This is a genomic window from Streptomyces sp. NPDC023573 (genome assembly GCF_055559735.1).
The window spans coordinates 643,066-657,718 of the sequence record NZ_JBVHKB010000005.1 but is presented as its reverse complement, the minus strand read 5'-3'; the positions used below and the strand labels follow the sequence as shown (position 1 = coordinate 657,718).

The 14,653-nt window shown below is 72.3% G+C and carries 16 protein-coding genes and 1 pseudogene; 8 read left to right on the top strand and 9 right to left on the bottom strand.

Annotated features, from left to right (window positions below; genetic code table 11):
• The 3 genes and pseudogenes from ACZ32T_RS20055 to ACZ32T_RS20045 all read right to left on the bottom strand — a co-directional run.
• Nucleotides 1-549: pseudogene (locus ACZ32T_RS20055) on the bottom strand (coagulation factor 5/8 type domain-containing protein); the annotation flags it as partial.
• Between the two features lie 241 nt (nucleotides 550-790).
• The gene (locus ACZ32T_RS20050; RefSeq protein ID WP_467368033.1) at nucleotides 791-1,639 is read right to left on the bottom strand and encodes a transglutaminase-like domain-containing protein; all 849 of its coding nucleotides are present in this window, start codon (nucleotides 1,637-1,639) and stop codon (nucleotides 791-793) included.
• A 30-nt stretch (nucleotides 1,640-1,669) separates the two neighbouring features.
• On the bottom strand, nucleotides 1,670-2,671 hold the full coding sequence (locus ACZ32T_RS20045; RefSeq protein WP_467368031.1) for a GNAT family N-acetyltransferase: 1,002 nt from the start codon (nucleotides 2,669-2,671) through the stop codon (nucleotides 1,670-1,672).
• Between the two features lie 117 nt (nucleotides 2,672-2,788).
• On the opposite strand from ACZ32T_RS20045, the gene fdxA reads away from it, so the two are divergent.
• On the top strand, nucleotides 2,789-3,109 hold the full coding sequence (fdxA, locus tag ACZ32T_RS20040; RefSeq protein ID WP_014154250.1) for a ferredoxin: 321 nt from the start codon (nucleotides 2,789-2,791) through the stop codon (nucleotides 3,107-3,109).
• Between the two features lie 156 nt (nucleotides 3,110-3,265).
• Nucleotides 3,266-4,372 carry a succinyldiaminopimelate transaminase gene (dapC, locus tag ACZ32T_RS20035; RefSeq protein WP_467368029.1) on the top strand — a complete coding sequence of 369 codons (1,107 nt, stop codon included), beginning with the start codon at nucleotides 3,266-3,268 and terminating at the stop codon, nucleotides 4,370-4,372.
• A gap of 93 nt (nucleotides 4,373-4,465) precedes the next feature.
• Here dapC and ACZ32T_RS20030 read toward each other — a convergent pair whose 3' ends face one another.
• Nucleotides 4,466-4,813, bottom strand: coding sequence for an ATP-binding protein (locus tag ACZ32T_RS20030; RefSeq protein WP_467274368.1), 348 nt, complete (start codon nucleotides 4,811-4,813; stop codon nucleotides 4,466-4,468).
• Between the two features lie 308 nt (nucleotides 4,814-5,121).
• A complete protein-coding gene (locus ACZ32T_RS20025) occupies nucleotides 5,122-6,018 on the bottom strand; it encodes a hypothetical protein (RefSeq protein ID WP_467274370.1) in 897 nt (298 codons plus the stop codon).
• 49 nt (nucleotides 6,019-6,067) lie between these two features.
• Here ACZ32T_RS20025 and dapE point away from each other — a divergent pair, with 49 nt between their 5' ends.
• Together dapE and ACZ32T_RS20015 are read left to right on the top strand one after the other, a co-directional pair.
• A complete protein-coding gene (gene dapE, locus ACZ32T_RS20020) occupies nucleotides 6,068-7,147 on the top strand; it encodes a succinyl-diaminopimelate desuccinylase (protein WP_467368027.1) in 1,080 nt (359 codons plus the stop codon).
• Between the two features lie 85 nt (nucleotides 7,148-7,232).
• Nucleotides 7,233-8,018 carry an LOG family protein gene (locus tag ACZ32T_RS20015; RefSeq protein WP_467274374.1) on the top strand — a complete coding sequence of 262 codons (786 nt, stop codon included), beginning with the start codon at nucleotides 7,233-7,235 and terminating at the stop codon, nucleotides 8,016-8,018.
• Nucleotides 8,019-8,072: 54 nt separating this feature from the next.
• Here the strand turns inward: ACZ32T_RS20015 and folP are convergent, their stop codons facing one another.
• Both folP and ACZ32T_RS20005 read right to left on the bottom strand, forming a co-directional pair.
• Nucleotides 8,073-8,945: a dihydropteroate synthase gene (gene folP / locus ACZ32T_RS20010; protein ID WP_467274376.1), complete on the bottom strand. Its 873-nt coding sequence runs from the start codon at nucleotides 8,943-8,945 to the stop codon at nucleotides 8,073-8,075.
• Nucleotides 8,946-9,011: 66 nt separating this feature from the next.
• Nucleotides 9,012-9,953, bottom strand: coding sequence for an aldo/keto reductase (locus ACZ32T_RS20005; RefSeq protein ID WP_467368025.1), 942 nt, complete (start codon nucleotides 9,951-9,953; stop codon nucleotides 9,012-9,014).
• A gap of 46 nt (nucleotides 9,954-9,999) precedes the next feature.
• Between ACZ32T_RS20005 and pdxR the strand changes: the two genes are divergently transcribed.
• The 3 genes from pdxR to ACZ32T_RS19990 all read left to right on the top strand — a co-directional run bounded on the left by pdxR (nucleotide 10,000) and on the right by ACZ32T_RS19990 (nucleotide 12,452).
• Nucleotides 10,000-11,418, top strand: a complete 1,419-nt coding sequence (gene pdxR / locus ACZ32T_RS20000; protein WP_467368023.1) for a MocR-like pyridoxine biosynthesis transcription factor PdxR — start codon at nucleotides 10,000-10,002, stop codon at nucleotides 11,416-11,418.
• Nucleotides 11,419-11,481: 63 nt separating this feature from the next.
• Nucleotides 11,482-11,871 (top strand): DivIVA domain-containing protein, encoded by a 390-nt coding sequence (locus ACZ32T_RS19995; protein WP_467274393.1) that lies wholly within the window; start codon nucleotides 11,482-11,484, stop codon nucleotides 11,869-11,871.
• Nucleotides 11,868-12,452 carry a DNA-3-methyladenine glycosylase I gene (locus ACZ32T_RS19990; RefSeq protein ID WP_467274381.1) on the top strand — a complete coding sequence of 195 codons (585 nt, stop codon included), beginning with the start codon at nucleotides 11,868-11,870 and terminating at the stop codon, nucleotides 12,450-12,452. Before ACZ32T_RS19995 ends, ACZ32T_RS19990 begins: the two co-directional genes overlap by 4 nt.
• Before the next feature lie 51 nt (nucleotides 12,453-12,503).
• On the opposite strand, the gene chcB is transcribed toward ACZ32T_RS19990, so the two are convergent.
• A complete protein-coding gene (chcB, locus tag ACZ32T_RS19985) occupies nucleotides 12,504-13,313 on the bottom strand; it encodes a 2-cyclohexenylcarbonyl CoA isomerase (RefSeq protein WP_467274383.1) in 810 nt (269 codons plus the stop codon).
• 314 nt (nucleotides 13,314-13,627) lie between these two features.
• On the opposite strand from chcB, the gene ACZ32T_RS19980 reads away from it, so the two are divergent.
• Nucleotides 13,628-13,795 (top strand): DUF3117 domain-containing protein, encoded by a 168-nt coding sequence (locus ACZ32T_RS19980; RefSeq protein ID WP_003966491.1) that lies wholly within the window; start codon nucleotides 13,628-13,630, stop codon nucleotides 13,793-13,795.
• 99 nt (nucleotides 13,796-13,894) lie between these two features.
• On the opposite strand, the gene ACZ32T_RS19975 is transcribed toward ACZ32T_RS19980, so the two are convergent.
• On the bottom strand, nucleotides 13,895-14,560 hold the full coding sequence (locus tag ACZ32T_RS19975; RefSeq protein WP_356716108.1) for an O-methyltransferase: 666 nt from the start codon (nucleotides 14,558-14,560) through the stop codon (nucleotides 13,895-13,897).
• Between the last annotated feature and the right edge of the window lie 93 nt (nucleotides 14,561-14,653).

Here is a 14,653-nt window from a genome sequence, read left to right as displayed (position 1 = left end):
AGGTGCGAGGTTGAGTCCGCCCTTGACGTGCATGCGGCGGAAGGGGGCGGCCTGGGAGACGGCCCAGCGGTTGGTGCCGCTGACCGGGTTGAGGGCGAGGTTCTCGGCCGAACGCCAGAAGTTCTGGGTGGCGTTGCCGTCGAACCAGCCCGCGTCCACGGTGACATCGCCGTTGAAGGTCGTGTCGTCGGGGTTCAGGCCGAGGCCGGCGATCGAGGTGTAGAAGCCGATCTGCGCGTTGATGTTGTCGTACGTGCCCGGCTTGAACATCAGCGCGTAGCGGTCGCTGCCGAACTGGTTCGACTCCTGCTTCTTGAAGACCTCGTCGACCTTGCCCCGGATGTCCGGGGTCGAGGGGTCGAAGACCAGCACGTTGGGGCCGAGATCGCCACCGCCGGGGACCTCCTCGGCCTCGTCACCGAACGCCGACTGGGCTGTGGGGAAGGCCATCAGCAGCGAAACGGCGAGCGCGGCGAAGCCGAGCGTCCTGGAGCGACGGTGCCGGTGGGGTGCGGTGGGGGGCGCGGAACTCGTGGGGGGAGCTTGCATGGATGACTTCTCCTGGGTCGTGGTACGGGTGCACGACGGAACTTCGAGAGAGGAGAGAGAGCGCTCTCTCGTGTCGCCGATGTAACCCGTTTCGCCCTGGACACGTCAAGAGGTGTGCGGTAGGAGCCTCATCCGATCGCTGAGCGGGCAAGAAATGGCGGCCCCTGTACGGCGATTGGGGCACTTTGCGTGCAGACGGCGCACCCTGTGGGTTCACAGGGTGACCACACGGGGGACCGCCCTAGTTCAGCAGCGCTCTGGCGGCCTGCGCGCGGTGGCGGATGGCCTCGGCCGCCGTCGGCTCGATGCCGTCGACGATCTCGGCGTACTCGTCCATCTCCGCCGCCCCCCGCAGGAACTCCCCGCGCTGCACGAGGAGCTGGGCCCGCTCGTAGCGGAGCCTGGCCGGGTGCGAGGGGAGCAGGAGGGAGAGTTCGAGTGCCCACAGCGCCACGTCCGTGCGCTCGGGGCGTGCCGCCGCCCAGGCCCGGACGTTGTTCAGGATCCGCAGTACGGTCTCCAGCGGTCTGGCGGGCACCGGAACCGCCGCCGCCGGCTCTCCGGTCATCCCGGTCACCATCAGATCCGCGTCCTCGCCGCTCAGGGGCGCGCCGCCGGCGAAGGGGTCGGCCAGCACCCGCTCGGCCGGGTCGCCGAAACCGACCACGTAATGTCCGGGGAGGGCCAGTCCGTAGACCGGCGCCCCGGCCCGCCGCGCGACCTCGATCCAGACCACGGACAGCAGGATGGGCAGCCCCCTGCGGCGCAGCAGCACCTGCTGGAGCACCGACGAGTCCAGCCGCTGGTAGTCCTGGGAAGAGCCCGCGAAACCGCAGCGCTCGCCGAGCAGTCCGGCCAGTGCGGACGCCCACGAGCGGGCGTCACGGACTCCGTACGGCAGGAGGCCCGCCAGCCGGTCCAGCTCGATCTGCGCCGCGTCGATGCCGTGGGGGTCGGCGTCGCCGGGCGACGGCGGCGCGGTTTCCGCGCCGAGCAGCAGGCAGAGCAGCGCGAGGTCGGGCCGTTCGGCGCGTGCCTCCTCGGCGAACCGCCGTCGTCGTCCGTCCGTGCCGGGATCCTCGGCGCTCATGTGTGCACGTCCCCCTTGCTGCTCTCCCCGCTACGCGGGCCGGAAGTGGTGATAGCTGTGGTGGGTGGCGAAGCCCATGCCGTCGTACAGCGCGCGGGCACCTTCATTGTCCGCCTCCACCTGGAGCCACGCGGCCGAGGCGCCCTCGTCCAGCGCCGTGCGGGCCAGCGCCGTCATGACGGCCGTCGCGAGACCGCGGCGCCGGTGCTCCGGGCCGACCTCGACGGCCATGAACCCCGCCCAGCGGCCGTCCACCACGCAGCGCCCGATCGCGGCGGGCACCCCCGCAGGACCGTCGCCCGGGACGGAGGCGAACCACACCGAAGGACCGCTGCCCAGCACCTTCAGCACATGGGCTCCCGGCGTCTCGAAGCGCTGGTACCGGGAGAGCCACGCGTCGTCCGGCGCACGGGCCATCCGTACGCCGGAGATGTCCGCGTCCAGGTCGCCGACGGGCGCGAGCGCCGCGATCCGCACCTCGGCGGTCACCTCGCGCCGCCACCCGTGCTCCTCCAGCTCCGCGCAGAGCGCCTCCTGCGTGCCTCCGGCGCCCGTGGAGGTCTGGACGTAGGCGGGCAGGCCGCGTTCCGCGTACCAGCGGCGGACACGCCCGAGCGCCTCGCCGATCGGGAGACCCGGATCGCCGAGCGGAAGCACGGAGTTGGCGCGGCGGGTGAATCCGCCCGCCGCGCGCAGCCGCCAGTCGCCCAGGAGTTCGCTCTCGACGGGCTCCCAGGCGCGCGCGGTCGCCCTGGCGAGTTCACCGAACGACGCGGCGGGACCGCGGCGGCGGGCCGGGGCCGGAGGCACCACCTTGCCCGCCACCAGCGCCGATTCCGCGATCCGGACGATTTCGCCGTTCTTCGTCGTGACCGACAGCACTCCGCCGTCCCACGATGTGAGAACCCCGACCGTGTCGGTGAACTTCGCGCCCTCGCCGCGCACGTCGGCCGTGCGCCGCACCGATACGCGTTTGCCCACGTCAGCAGGGGTTATGCGGACCTCGAGCCGTCCGCCCATGGTGAATTCCACAGCTCTGTCTGCCCCTCCTGTTCGGTTCGTGCCCCGGAACGGAGATACTAGGGGCGGGCATCGACGACGCCGCGCTCCCGCGCGAGAGCCAACGCCCTACCGAGGAGGAACGACAGCGTGACCTACGTCATCGCGCAGCCTTGTGTCGACGTGAAGGACAAGGCCTGCATCGAAGAGTGCCCCGTCGACTGCATCTACGAGGGCTCCAGGTCCTTGTACATCCATCCGGACGAGTGTGTCGACTGCGGAGCCTGTGAGCCGGTCTGCCCGGTCGAGGCCATCTTCTACGAGGACGACACCCCGGAGGAGTGGAAGGACTACTACAAGGCGAACGTCGAGTTCTTCGACGACCTCGGCTCGCCGGGCGGCGCCTCCAAGCTGGGTCTCATCGAGCGCGACCACGCGTTCATCGCCGCGCTGCCGCCGCAGAACCAGTAACGGCCCCACCCGCGGCAGGAAGTGAGCCGGCTCCCTGCCTGCCGCGGGTGAGCCGTCGGCGGCGGCACGCGCGCCGTCCGGTCCCGTACGGCTTGTCACCGTGCGGGACCGAGGTGTTTCCCGCCGCCACGTCCCCGTACGAGAAAGCAGAGTTCCGTGTCCGCAGCAGTTCCCGTCTCCTCCCGTCTCCCGGTCTTCCCCTGGGACAAGCTGGCGCCCTACAAGGCGACGGCCGTGGCCCACCCGGACGGCCTCGTGGACCTGTCGGTCGGTACGCCGGTCGACCCGGTACCCGAGCTGATCCAGCGGGCGCTGATCGCCGCGGCGGACAGCCCCGGCTATCCGACGGTGTGGGGGACCGAGGCACTGCGTGACGCGCTGACCGGATGGGTGGAGCGCAGGCTCGGCGCGGCGGACGGCGTGGCGCACGAGGACGTGCTCCCGGTCGTGGGCTCCAAGGAGCTGGTCGCCTGGCTGCCGACCCAGCTGGGTCTCGGCGCGGGCGACAAGGTCGCCTACCCCCGGCTCGCCTACCCGACGTACGAGGTCGGCGCGCGGCTCTGCGGCGCCGAGCCCGTCGTCTACGACGACCCGACGGAGCTGGACCCGCAGGGCCTGAAGCTGCTCTGGCTCAACTCCCCGTCCAACCCGACGGGCCGCGTCCTGCCGAAGGACGAGCTGACCCGGATCGTCGCCTGGGCGCGCGAGCACGGTGTGCTGGTCTTCAGCGACGAGTGCTACCTCGAGCTCGGCTGGGAGGCCGAGCCCGTCTCCGTGCTCCACGCGGACGTCTGCGGCGGCACGTACGAGGGCGTCGTGGCCGTCCACTCGCTCTCCAAGCGCTCCAACCTCGCCGGTTACCGCGCGGCCTTCGTCGCGGGTGACGCGGCCGTCCTCGGCGAGCTGCTCCAGATCCGCAAGCACGGCGGGATGATGACGCCGGCCCCGGTCCAGGCGGCTACGGTCGCGGCGCTGGGCGACGACACGCACGTGGCGGAGCAGCGGCAGCGCTACGCGCGGCGGCGCACCGTGCTGCGGGCGGCCCTGGAGGCCCACGGCTTCCGGATCGAGCACAGCGAGGCGAGCCTCTACCTCTGGGCCACGCGCGACGAGCCGTGCTGGGAGACCGTGGCGCGTCTGGCGGAGCTCGGCATCCTGGTGGCGCCGGGCGACTTCTACGGGCCGGCCGGCGACCGCTTCGTACGGGTGGCCCTGACGGCCTCGGACGAGCGCGTGGACGCGGCGGTCAAGCGGCTGTCCTGAGCGGACGGACACCCGGCAGTACGCCGAGGGGCCTCGGGAGTGCGCACTCCCGAGGCCCCTCCGTGCGCCTGTGACGGCGCGTGCTCCGGCGGATCAGCCGATCGGCAGGCCCTTGGTCGGCAGGCTCTTGGTCGGGAGGGTGTCCTCCGTGAGCTCGCCGTCCGCCACGCTGCCGGCCGTCTGGAGGGTCTTGCCCGCGGCGGGAAGGGTCGTGCCGACCACCTTGCCGCCGGTCTCGTTCGCCACCTCGGAGCCCTGCTTCGACGCGGAGTCCAGCGTGCTGCTGAGTCCGGCGCCGTCGAGCGAGGTGAGGCCGCCGAGCGCGGGGGTCTGCGGGAGCCCCGCGGCACCCGCGGCACCGGCCGCGCCGACCACAGGGGCCGCACCCGCGGCGATCAGCAGCGCGGCACGGGCGATCCGGCGGGTCAGGGGGAGGGACATGATGCTCCTTCGACGGGACGTCAACGGTTACGCGGCGGACGTGGAATCCGCCTGTCCGGTGATCGGACGCACTGAACAACCGGTCCGGGGGCGGGGAAGGTTGCGGGGCACCGAGGTAAAGACTCGGTAATGCGTCGGATAATCCGCAATGGAGGAACCCGGGCGAACGGCGCATTCGGCGGTCGCCTGATGAACCGTCACTTCCCCGCGACGGCAAGGAAATCGGCCCTGGGTGCAGGGGCGGGGAAACAGGTGCGGCAGCAGGGGTCCGGCGGACGCCGGACGGCCCGTACGGATGACAGGCCGCACTACTGAGCGAGCCGCATTCGGACCGTTGTGGCCCCCGATTCCTCGCGATCCGTCCGCCAGCCCGACCCGGCGGTCCACGTCCGGCCCGCGTACGAGACCTCCGCGATCCGCAGGGTCCCGGCCCGGGCGACCGCCCAGTGGGCGAGCTCCCAGCCGCGCCGGGGCATCGCCTCGTCCGCGGCCCGCACGGGCACCGACACCGTGCCCGCCGCCGAGGCGCCCGCCGACCCGGCCGACGGCAGGACGTCCGACCCGAAGGCACGCACCAGATCGGACCTGACCTCCGCCGCGTCCCCGGACTCCCCGGCCGCCGGCGCCGGCACCGAACAGGTCAGCGAGGCCGGGGCGCGTCCGGTCAGCGCGTCGGCAAGCAGCCGGGCATCCGGCTCGTGCTTGGCGTACGCGTCCGGGAACGCGCTCCTCTGCACCCACTGGGCCGCGACGGTCAGCTTCAGATCCAGATAGCGCGGGACCTCGACGAGCTCCTCGTAGAACTTCCCGGCCGAGTAGACCGGGTCCATGATCTGCTCGGGCGTGCCCCACCCCTGCGAGGGGCGCTGCTGGAAGAGACCGAGCGAGTCCCGGTCCCCGTGGTCGAGGTTGCGCAGCGTGGACTCCTGCAGCGCGGTCGCCAGCGCGATGGTCACCGCGCGCTCCGGCAGCCCCCGCGTGGTGCCCACGGCGGAGATCGTGGCGGCGTTGGCGGCCTGGTCCGGGCTCAGCTCGTACGTACGCCCCTCACCCCCGTCCGCGGGGCCCACGGTGCAGCGGGGCACTCCGCCGCCGCCGGAGAGGTACCGCACGGCCAGATAGCCGGCCAGTGCCAGGATCACGGCGAAGGAGGCCGCGACACGGAAGGCGCGGCCACGGCGGGAAGAGGGGCTGGTCCTGGGCACGGGGCCACCGTACTGGAGGGTAGGAGCGGCGCCGGTTAGGGTCGTGGCCATGGATGGACACACGCTCGACCTCGCCCTGGACGGCCCGGCGCTCACCGCACAGCTGGTCGATTTCCCGTCGGTCAGCGGGCAGGAGAAGGACCTCGCCGACGCCATCGAGGCGGCTCTGCGCCCGCTGCCGCACCTGAGCGTCGACCGCCACGGCAACAACATCGTGGCCAGGACACAGCTGGGCCGCGCCGAGCGGGTCGTGCTGGCGGGGCACATCGACACCGTCCCGATCGCGGACAACGTGCCGTCCAGGCTCGACGACGACGGCGTGCTGTGGGGCTGCGGGACCTCCGACATGAAGTCGGGCGTGGCCGTCCAGCTGCGCATCGCGGCGACGGTGCCGGAGCCCAACCGCGACCTCACCTTCATCTTCTACGACAACGAAGAGGTCGCCGCCCACCTCAACGGCCTCGGTCATGTGGCCGAGGCGCACCCCGAATGGCTCGACGCCGACTTCGCCGTCCTCCTGGAGGGCTCCAACGGCGAGGTCGAGGGCGGCTGCCAGGGCACGCTCCGCGTCCATCTGCGCTTCAAGGGCGAACGGGCCCACTCCGCACGCGGCTGGATGGGCTCCAACGCGGTCCACGCGGCGGCTCCGGCACTGGCCCGGCTGGCCGCGTACGAGCCGCGCCGTCCGGTGATCGACGGGCTGGAATACCACGAAGGGATGAACGCCGTCGGCATCGAGGGCGGCGTCGCCACCAACGTCATCCCGGACGCCTGCACCCTGGTCGTCAACTACCGCTACGCCCCCGACATCACGGCCGAGGAGGCCGAGGCGCACGTCCAGGAGGTCTTCGCGGACTGCGGTGTCGACGAGTTCGTCGTGGACGACCACACGGGAGCCGCGATGCCCGGTCTCTCGCACCCCGCCGCCAAGGCGTTCATGGACGCGGTCGGCGGCGTCGCGCGGCCCAAGTTCGGCTGGACGGACGTGTCCCGGTTCGGCTCCCTGGGGGTGCCCGCGGTGAACTACGGCCCGGGCGACCCGCTCTTCGCGCACAAGCGGGACGAGCACGTACGTGTCGAGAGGATCACGCACTGCGAGGAGCGCCTCCGCTCCTGGCTCACCAGCTGACTCACGGCATTCCCCTGCGTGTAACCTCCGCCGATCTACGCTGAAGCGACACACGCACATCGCAGGTCGGCGGAGGGAGCAGGTCATGGGCAACCCGGAGGACGCACGGATCCCCGAGGGCGCGCAGATTCCCGAGGGTGCGGTGAAGCCCGAGGAACAGCGACTGGGGCCGGTACTGCGCCGCAGGGACCAGGTCCAGCCGGGCACGACCGATCAGCGGCTGCTGGATTCGGAGGGCGACTCGGAGTGGGTCCACACCGACCCCTGGCGGGTCATGCGGATCCAGTCCGAGTTCGTCGAGGGATTCGGCGCGCTGGCGGAACTTCCCAGCGCCATCAGCGTCTTCGGTTCGGCCCGCACCCCGGCGGGCGGAACCGAGTACGAGGCGGGCGTACAGATCGGCAAGGCGCTCGTCGAGGCGGGATTCGCCGTCATCACGGGCGGTGGCCCCGGCGCCATGGAGGCGGCGAACAAGGGGGCCAGGGACGCCAAGGGCGTCTCCGTCGGACTCGGCATCGAGCTGCCCTTCGAGTCCGGCCTGAATCCACATGTCGACATCGGTGTCAACTTCCGCTACTTCTTCGTCCGCAAGACGATGTTCGTGAAGTACGCCCAGGGCTTCGTCGTCCTGCCCGGCGGCCTGGGCACGCTGGACGAGCTCTTCGAGGCGCTGACCCTGGTGCAGACGGGCAAGGTGACGCGCTTCCCGATCGTCCTGTTCGGCACGGCGTACTGGGGCGGCCTGGTCGACTGGCTGAGGGACACCGTGGTCGCGGGGGGCAAGGCGTCCGAGCGGGACCTGATGCTGTTCCACGTCACGGACGACGTGGACGAGGCGGTCCGGCTGGTCACGAAGGAAGTCGGCCGCTAGGGACCGCCGCCGCGACCCTCTCCCCCGGGCCGCCCGGGGGAGAGGGTACGGGGGCTATGCGAGGCCCCGCCGCGCGACCGCCGGCGGCCGGTGGCCCGCGATGGACGCCACCATGTCGAGGACCTGCCGGGTCTCGGCCACCTCGTGCACCCGGTACACCCGCGCCCCCAGCCAGGCCGACACGGCCGTCGTCGCGAGCGTGCCGATGACGCGCTCCTTGACCGGCCTGTCCAGCGTCTCCCCGACGAAGTCCTTGTTGGAGAGGGAGACCAGCACCGGCCAGTCCGTGGCCGTCATCTCCTCCAGCCGGCGCGTCGCCTCCAGCGAGTGCCGGGTGTTCTTGCCGAAGTCGTGCCCCGGATCGATCATGATCCCGTCCGGCCTCACCCCGAGCTCCACGGCGCGCTCGGCGAGGCCCAGGGTCACGCGCAGGATGTCCGCCATCACATCGTCGTAGGCGATCCGGTGCGGTCGTGTACGGGGCTCGGCGCCGCCCGCGTGTGTGCACACCAGCCCCGCCCCGAACCGCGCGGCCACCTCCGCCAGCTTCGGGTCGACGCCGCCCCACGCGTCGTTCAGCAGGTCCGCCCCGGCCTCGCAGACGGCCTCGCCCACGTCGTGCCGCCAGGTGTCCACGCTGATCACGACGTCCGGGTGGCGGCGGCGCACCTCGGCGACGAAGCCGACCGTACGGCGCGCCTCCTCCTGCGCCGTGACCTCCTCGCCGGGGCCGGCCTTCACCCCGCCGATGTCGACGATCGCGGCTCCGTCCGCGACGGCTTGCTCGACCCGGGAGAGCGCGGGTTCGTCGCGGAAGGTCGCCCCCTGGTCGTAGAAGGAGTCGGGAGTCCGGTTCACGATCGCCATGATCACCGGCTCGTTCGGCCCGAACTCCCGCCGTCCCAGCCTGAGCGTCCCGCTTGGCATTCCTGCTTCCTCCCTGTAGCCCGCCTGCGACTTTAGACCGGCCGGCGGGCGGGAGGCGGCACCAGGTCACCCGGCGGAGTCCAGGCGTTCGCGCTGCTCGGCGGTCAGCTCGAGCGACACCCCGGCGAGCGCCTCGTCCAGCTGCTCGACCGTGCTGACGCCGACGATCGGCATGACCGCGGGACTTCCTCCGGTCAGCCACGCCAGCACCACGCGGTTGCGGTTCGTGCCGGTCTCGGCGGCTGTCGCGTCGAGCGCGGCGAGGCGGCGGGCGGTGCCGGGGTGGTCGTACTCCGCCGGCAGCGGCTTGTCCGTACGGGTGTAGCCGCCGCCCAGCAGCGGCGTGTACGCCCACAGCTCCAGGTCCGGCTGGTGCTCCACGTAATGGAGCACCTCGTCGGTGACCATGCCGAACCGGTGGGACACGGTGGGCCGTGTCCCGGGGCGCGGCTGCAGGTAGGAGTACTGCTGCTGCAGGGCGGTGAAGCCGGCGCCGCCCTGGTCCCGGGCGATCTGCCGTGCCCGCGCCACCTGCCACACGGGGTAGTTGGAGCAGCCGAGACGGCCGACCGAACCGGCGGACACCAGCTCGTCGAAGGCGGCGACCGTCTCCTCCAGCGGGGTGGACGCATCGGGCATGTGGGCCCAGTACAGGTCGACGTGGTCCGTGCCGAGCCGGCGCAGGCCGGCCTCGAACCCGCTCCTCACCGCCTTCGCGGACAGGCCCTCGGCGGTCTCCGGGAACCGCCCCGCGACGGTCGGCTCGCAGCCCACCTTCGTGCTGATCCTGACGCGGTCACGGACGCCCGGCCGGCGTGCCAGCCAGCGTCCGAGCAACGTCTCGCTGTGCCCCCCGAAGCCGGCCGGGTCGGCCCAGAACGCGTAGCAGTTCGCGGTGTCGATCCAGACGCCTCCGGCATCCACGAAGTGGTCCAGGAGCTCGAACGAGCGGCGTTCGTCCTGAGCCGTGCCGAACAGCATGGCCCCGAGTATCAGGTTCTTGATCATGACCTCCACGCTAGGCGGATTCGGCCCGGAGCTACGCTCCAATCCCGTGGATATTCCCCGTACCAATCACGCCTGGGCGACGCTGCTGGACGTCGCCCCACCGGAACGCGGCCGGCGCCGCCTCCACGACCGGCTGGCTCACGCCCTGCGCACCGCGATACGGGACGGCCGACTCGCGGAGGGCGCCGCCGTGCCCCCGAGCCGCGCGCTCGCCGAGGAACTCGGCTGCTCGCGCTGGGTCGTGACGGAGGCGTACGGGCAGCTCGTCGCGGAGGGATACCTCGCCGCCCGGGTCGGCTCCGCCACGCGCGTCTCGTGGTCGCCGGAGACCGCGCCGCCGCACCCCCGGGAGCGCCGCGCACCCGAGCGCCCGCCCATCCGGTACGACCTCGCGCCCGGGCTCCCCGACCTGCGGGCGTTTCCGCGCCGCAGGTGGGCGGAGGCCGTCCGGGCGGTCACGGGCTCGGCCGTCCACGACGACCTCGGCCGGCCCGACCCCACCGGACACGAGGTGCTGCGGACCACCGTCGGGGAGTACCTGCGGCGTTCACGCGGCGCGGACGCGCACGCCGGATCGGTGTCCGTGTGCGCGGGCGCCACCGACGGCCTGTTCCGCACCTGCCGGGCGCTGCTGGCCGAGGGCATCGCCGACCTGGCCGTGGAGGACCCGGGCTGGAGGCGGCTGCGGGACGCCGCTACGAGCGCGGGCCTGCGTGTGCACCCGGTGCCGGTCGATCACCACGGCCTCCGCGTCGAAGACCTCGGGCGTACGCCAGCCAGGGCAGTCGTCGTCGGCGCGGCACACCAGTTCCCCACCGGCACGGTGCTGTCCCCGGAGCGCCGTGCCGGTCTGGTGCGCTGGGCCCGCGAGGTGGACGGCTTCGTCATCGAGGACGACTACGACGCCGAGTTCCGCTACGACCGCCACCCGGTCGCCGTCATGCAGGGGATGGATCCGAGCCGGGTCGTCCTCCTCGGCTCGGTCAGCAAGACGCTCTCGCCCGCCCTCGGCCTGGGCTGGCTGGTCGTCCCCGCCCGCATGAGCCCGGCGCTCCGGGCGGCGAACGCCGTCGCCACGGCACCACCGGTACTCGACCAGCTCGCGCTCGCCACCTTCCTGGACCGCGGGTGGTACGACGCCCATCTGCGCGCGTCGCGGCGGCGGTTCCGCTCCCGCCGCGACCTGTTGGTCCGTACGCTCGGCGACCGGGTGCCGAAGGGCCGGGTCTCCGGCACCGCCGCCGGGCTCCACCTCCTGCTCCACCTGCCGGACGGGACCGGCCTCCGGGAGGCGGTCCGGTCCGCCGCAGCCGCCGGGCTGCGCCTGGCAGACCTGGACGACTACCGCGAGGAGCGAACGGAGCGGTGCGCGCTCGTCCTCGGTTACGGCAACATCAGCGAGACGGAGATCCCTCCGGCCGTCGAGCTCCTGCGTGAGGCGCTGGGCCCGGCTGTTCCGCGGTGAGGCCCTGACTGACAGCGGCGCATGGCACGATCTGACCTGGACAGGTATTCCGCTCCCGGGGAGATGCACGTGTTCTGGTTCTTGCTGCTCACGATGGCCGTGGTGGTGGCCGCGGTCACCCTGGCGGTGGTCGGCGGAGGCGGAAGCGCGGTGCTGCGGGACGTCGAGCCCGAGCGGCTCACCGACCCGCTGCCCGCCGGCCGACCGGTCGGCCGCGCCGATGTCGAAGCCATGCGGCTGCCGATGGCCGTGCGCGGCTACCGCATGACGGACGTGGACGAGGCCCTCGGCCGGCTGGGGGCCGAGCTCGCCGAGCGCGACGCCCACATCGCCGAGCTGGAGTCGGCGCTCGCCGGGGCCCAGGCGACCGCGGTGAACGGTCCCGACCTCTTCAAGCGGCCGGGCGAGCCCGCCGCCGGGGACGGTCCGCAGGACGAGGAGGGCGGGCGATGAGCGACGCGGAGCCCGCGGCCGACGGGCGGCTGCGCTGCCCGTGGGGTCTGGCCACGGAGGACTACCTCACCTACCACGACACCGAGTGGGGCCGCCCGGTCCACGGCGACGACGCCCTCTTCGAGCGGCTCTGCCTGGAGGCGTTCCAGTCGGGGCTGTCGTGGCTGACGATCCTGCGCCGCCGCGAGGGCTTCCGCAGCGCGTTCGCCGGATTCAAGATCTCCGCCGTGGCGGAGTTCACCGACGCCGACAAGGAGCGACTCCTCGCCGACGCCGGGATCATCCGCAACCGCGCGAAGATCGACGCCACCCTCGCGAACGCCAAGGTGCTGGCGGGCTGGGACGCGGGCGAGCTGGACGCGCTCATCTGGTCGCACGCACCTGACCCGGCCTCGCGGCCGGCCCCGCGCGCACTCGCCGACGTCCCGGCGGTCACCCCGGAGTCCACCGCGCTGGCCAAGGAGCTGAAGAAGCGCTCCATCCGCTTCGTCGGACCCACGACGGCGTACGCCCTGATGCAGGCCTGCGGCCTCGTCGACGACCATCTGGCCGACTGTGTGGCCCGGGGCGGCGGCCGGTAAGGCCTTCCCCGCCCGGAACAGGGCGATCCGGACGGAGGACCCCCTCTGCCCCTACCTGCCGAGATATTTCGGGGGCTGCTTGGCGAGGAACGCCTCGACCGCGATCGTGTGGTCCTGCGACGCGCCCGCCCTCGTCTGGAGTTCGTCCTCCTTCTCCAGGGTCTCGGCGAGCGTGTGCCCGGCGCCGTACGCCACGGACGCCTTCAGGGCCGCGTAGGCCACCGTCGGCCCGTCCGCCAGGGCGCGGGCCACCGCGTGCGCCTCCTTCGCCAGGTCGGCGGCGGGCACCACCTTGTTCACGATGCCCAGCTCGTACGCCTCCTGGGCGGAGACCGAACGCGGGAAGAACAGCAGGTCGGCGGCGCGACTCGCACCGATCAGCCGCGGCAGGGTCCAGGAGACGCCCGAGTCGGCGGTCAGCGCGACCCCCGCGAAGGACGTGTTGAAGACCGCGGTGTCGGCGACCACGCGGTAGTCGGCGGCGAGCGCGAACCCGAAACCCGCCCCGGCGGCGACCCCGTTGACGCCAGCGACCACGGGCTTCTCCATCTCCGTGATCGCACGGACGATGGGGTTGTAGTGCTCCCGCACCGTGCTCAGCGCGTTGCCGCCGTCCGGCTCGCGGGCCTCGGACAGCTTGGCCACGTGCTCCTTGAGGTCCTGGCCGACGCAGAAGGCGCGCCCGGTGGCCGTCAGCAGAACCGCGCGCACGGCGGGATCGTCCGCGACCGCCAGGAGGGCGTCGCGGAGAGCGACCTTGGCGGCGGTGTTCATGGCGTTCATCGCGTCGGGGCGATTGATCGTGATCGTCGCGAGCCCGTCGCTCACGTCTGCGAGCACCGTGTCAGCCGTCTCGGCCATTGCAGGGTCTCCTTGCGGGTCCGGCGTCGTGCCTGTCCAGGCAAGCATGGCGGACTTCCGGCGGGCCGGACATGTGACCTGCGTCTAACGATTGGACTTCGGCTGGGGGCCGACGGCGGCGCAGTATCGCAGCTGGATCGCCGAATTGGGTGGTTTTGCGAGAGCGCGTTGCGCAAGCGATGCCGGCCGATGTTGGTCATCGGGGTCCCTGATGCGGGATAATGCGGAGGAAGCATTGTGTTCGACGCCGGTGAGGCAGCGCCTGTCATGGGGCCGCCGGCTGCGATGAGCTGGTTTCAGGAAGGGGAACGAGCATGGCGGCCATGAAGCCGCGGACGGGCGACGGCCCGCTCGAGGTGACAAAGGAGGGGCGGGGCATCGTCATGCGCGTTCCGCTCGAAGGCGGCGGTCGGCTTGTCGTCGAGCTGACTCCGGACGAGGCCGATGCACTCGGTGACGCGCTGAAGAAGGTCGTCGGCTGAGGCGGAGGCGACCACACTTCACTGCTGCCCCGGCACGGATTCCGTGCCGGGGCAGCAGTGCGTCGGGGGGAGTCCGGCGGCCGTGCCCGTCAGGCCGGCTCAGCCGCGCCGCACCGCGCACAGCAGGCCGTCGCCCACCGGCAGCAGTGTCGCCATGAGCTCCTGGCTCTCGCGCACGGCCCGCAGCAGCTCGCGCAGGCGCAGCACCTCGGCCGGCTGCGCCGCCGAGTCGATCGTGCGGCCGTCGGCGAAGACGCCCTCGAAACAGACCAGTCCGCCAGGTCGCAGCAGGCGCAACGATTCAGCGAGGCAGTCAAGGCTCTCCAGCCGGTCGCCGTCGCAGAAGACGAGGTCGTAACCGCCGTCCGCGAGCCGCGGCAGTACGTCGAGGGCGCGCCCCGGGATGAACCGGGCACGGTTCGTGGCAAAGCCCGCGGCCCGGAAGGCCTCGCGGGCGAACTGCTGGCGCTCGGGCTCCGGGTCGACGGTGGTCAGAACCCCGTCCGGGCGCATGCCCTGCAGCAGATAGATACCGGACACGCCGGTTCCGGTGCCGATCTCGGCCACCGCCTTGGCGTCCGCGGTGGCAGCGAGCAGGCGCAGTGCCGCGCCGGTGCCTGACGACACCGGGCGGAGCCCCGCCTCGTGGGCCCGGTCCCGGGCCCAGAGCAGAGCTTCTTCCTCGGCGACAAAGGCGTCGGCGAATGCCCAGCTCGTCTGCCGGTTGGCGGTAATGACCCTCTCCTGTCCCCGTAGTTGGCGCAACGGTGACTGTATCCGCTGGACCCGGGAACCCGCAGATGGGACCGGGCGTTATGAGGGGACGGAGGAGAACACGTGGACCGGGCCCTGCGGCCG

Bases quoted from the DNA above. Each gene is read 5' to 3' on its own strand.
- ACZ32T_RS20050 (WP_467368033.1), bottom strand. From the start codon at position 1,639: ATGAGCGCCGAGGATCCCGGCACGGACGGACGACGACGGCGGTTCGCC.
- ACZ32T_RS20030 (WP_467274368.1), bottom strand. From the start codon at position 4,813: ATGTCCCTCCCCCTGACCCGCCGGATCGCCCGTGCCGCGCTGCTGATC.
- dapE (WP_467368027.1), top strand. From the start codon at position 6,068: ATGGATGGACACACGCTCGACCTCGCCCTGGACGGCCCGGCGCTCACC.
- ACZ32T_RS20015 (WP_467274374.1), top strand. From the start codon at position 7,233: ATGGGCAACCCGGAGGACGCACGGATCCCCGAGGGCGCGCAGATTCCC.
- folP (WP_467274376.1), bottom strand. From the start codon at position 8,945: ATGCCAAGCGGGACGCTCAGGCTGGGACGGCGGGAGTTCGGGCCGAAC.
- ACZ32T_RS20005 (WP_467368025.1), bottom strand. From the start codon at position 9,953: ATGATCAAGAACCTGATACTCGGGGCCATGCTGTTCGGCACGGCTCAG.
- ACZ32T_RS19995 (WP_467274393.1), top strand. From the start codon at position 11,482: ATGCACGTGTTCTGGTTCTTGCTGCTCACGATGGCCGTGGTGGTGGCC.
- ACZ32T_RS19990 (WP_467274381.1), top strand. From the start codon at position 11,868: ATGAGCGACGCGGAGCCCGCGGCCGACGGGCGGCTGCGCTGCCCGTGG.
- chcB (WP_467274383.1), bottom strand. From the start codon at position 13,313: ATGGCCGAGACGGCTGACACGGTGCTCGCAGACGTGAGCGACGGGCTC.
- ACZ32T_RS19980 (WP_003966491.1), top strand. From the start codon at position 13,628: ATGGCGGCCATGAAGCCGCGGACGGGCGACGGCCCGCTCGAGGTGACA.